At 39.9% G+C, this 2,096-nt stretch carries 3 protein-coding genes and 1 pseudogene; 2 read left to right on the forward strand and 2 right to left on the reverse strand.

What is annotated here, in order from left to right; genetic code table 11:
- Positions 1 to 69: 69 nt before the first annotated feature.
- The gene (locus tag AC4E96_RS13225; RefSeq protein WP_488031965.1) at positions 70 to 483 is read left to right on the forward strand and encodes a hypothetical protein; all 414 of its coding nucleotides are present in this window, start codon (positions 70 to 72) and stop codon (positions 481 to 483) included.
- Between the two features lie 21 nt (positions 484 to 504).
- Here AC4E96_RS13225 and AC4E96_RS13230 read toward each other — a convergent pair whose 3' ends face one another.
- Entirely contained in the window at positions 505 to 681 is a 177-nt protein-coding gene (locus AC4E96_RS13230) for a DUF6435 family protein (protein WP_488031966.1), read from the reverse strand.
- 59 nt (positions 682 to 740) lie between these two features.
- Positions 741 to 1,628 carry a TolB family protein gene (locus AC4E96_RS13235; RefSeq protein ID WP_490256154.1) on the reverse strand — a complete coding sequence of 296 codons (888 nt, stop codon included), beginning with the start codon at positions 1,626 to 1,628 and terminating at the stop codon, positions 741 to 743.
- 198 nt (positions 1,629 to 1,826) lie between these two features.
- On the opposite strand from AC4E96_RS13235, the pseudogene AC4E96_RS13240 reads away from it, so the two are divergent.
- Positions 1,827 to 2,096 (forward strand): annotated as a pseudogene (locus tag AC4E96_RS13240) (DUF6058 family natural product biosynthesis protein); the annotation flags it as partial.

Consider the following 2,096-nt stretch of genomic DNA (forward strand, 5'->3'; position numbering starts at 1 on the left):
GATATCAACGAAGACGTAAAAGAGTGGCTCAAAAAAGCCTACGAATTATCAGTATAAATAGGAATTAAAATGAAAAAGGGATTTGTCGCATTAGCAATTGCACTTTTATCCGCTCCACTTACCGCTAAAGAACAAATTGGTGTTTCTATTGGCTCGCCTGCGGTCGTCAATTTAGTTTACAAAGGCACTATTGCCGAGCAGCCCATCAATATATCGGGCATGTATTGGGACAATTCTTATCACGGAATCGAAGTCGGCTATCGCATACTAGAAAAAGAAGAACTTAATGCAACGGTTCAACTATTGGCTGGGTATACTCAAATTGAGGATTTTGATAATACCAATGATAAATGGCGATATGTTGGTGCATCGGCCACCTTTTCTTGGGGAGGCTTTTTTATAGAGCCGGGAATTTCTATTGGCTCTGGAGACTATTCGAACCCACAGGGGCACCTTCAAGTTGGATACTTGTGGGAGTTTTAATTAAAAATCGTTAAAAGCGCTCTATTGCTTTTTGCCTTCGAGCGCTTCGATTTTGTTGTAGATCTCTTCTGCTTCAAGGCTAAGCTGTGAATACAGCCTAATATCACCTTTTCGCTGAGCCCACATCGCTTCTTCGAGTTTAATGGCGTGTTGCTTTTTAAGCTTTTTGGTTGGATCGGATTTAAAAATACCAAACATGGTTAACTTCCCATTTAAATAACTCGAATAATTACGCTGTGGGCCACCTTTACGATCACCTACATAGGCAATGCTTCGAGTGCGATTTGATAAATATTGCCGCGGCCTTGCTCGATACGAGTAAAGAACAAGTACTTACCATCTGGCGACACAATGGGCGTAAATTCATGATCGGCTGAATTTACTTTGTTACCTAGTGATTTAGCGACGCTCCATTTGCCATTTATTTTATGAGACACGTACAAGTCACCTTTTCCAACACTGTCATGACGACGCATACTGAAAATAATCGTTTTGCCATTTGGTAGCATGACACTGTCACCAATCAATCCCTCTTTACCAAACATTTCTGTCGGTAGAGCCACTGGTGCCTCAAAGCCATTACCTTTTGCTTTAGCTACATACATTTGGCGTTTGTTGTCACGAAAAGAAGGAAAATACAAATCACCATTACTCGTTAACGTTGGGTACAAGTCCATTTCTGGTGAGCTAAGGTCTTTTAAGTATTCTGGCTGTTGCCATTGGCCGTCTTTTTTAGAAACACGCCACAAGTTAACGTTTTTTGCTTCTTCACCACCTTCAACAATCGGTCGTTTAGAAACGTAATAAATGGTTGTGAAACTAGGGTCATAGTAAGGATCCGCATCTAAATATTCACCCGAAAATGGCAATGCTTTTGGTGCTTGCCACTTCCCATCCTTAAAGTCCGACTCCATCATAGTACAAGTACTAAAAGCATCGTCACAACGAGCAAAAATCACGTTGTCGCCTTTTTCATTAAAGACCGCGTTTATTTCAAAGTGCGCCTTGGTAGATATGATGCCTGGTGCAAATTCAACTAACGTGTTTTGTGCTAGCTCATTTTCATAAGGAAGTGGTTGATTGGCACAACCACCTATAATTAATGCGGAAACACCTACCGCCATTGCTAATATCGCTTTTTTCACTCTAACCTCTTTAAACTCGATACAAAGATCGAAAAATTGACTCAAAACCTAGTAACGCGAATTATAGTTCACATTTGGAATAGAATAAATAATTCCTTACATTTTTAGGGAGCCTAAGCGTAAGTCTAATTGGGTTTAATCAATTAAACTGTCGATGTTACCCATTAGTCTAAAAATTTTGGATGGAAGCCGTACCCTATGGAACTCATCGATTATCTCTCCAAACACTTTCTCACAAAAAATGAATTACTTGAGCAAACGAAAGTGAGCTACGATGAATTTCATCAATTTCAAACCCAAAGCATGATGCCCATGGCCTCCTATCGTTTAAAGCTTACGATTGAGAGTGACTCTTTTTTTGGCCTACACAACGAAGAGCAATTTTTAGAATTTTATGCCAAAGGCTACGTTTCTTGGTTAACCTTACTGACACAATTGAGCACTCCCAATGAGGCGTTTTCGATATTT

This window comes from Psychrosphaera sp. (assembly GCF_982872775.1).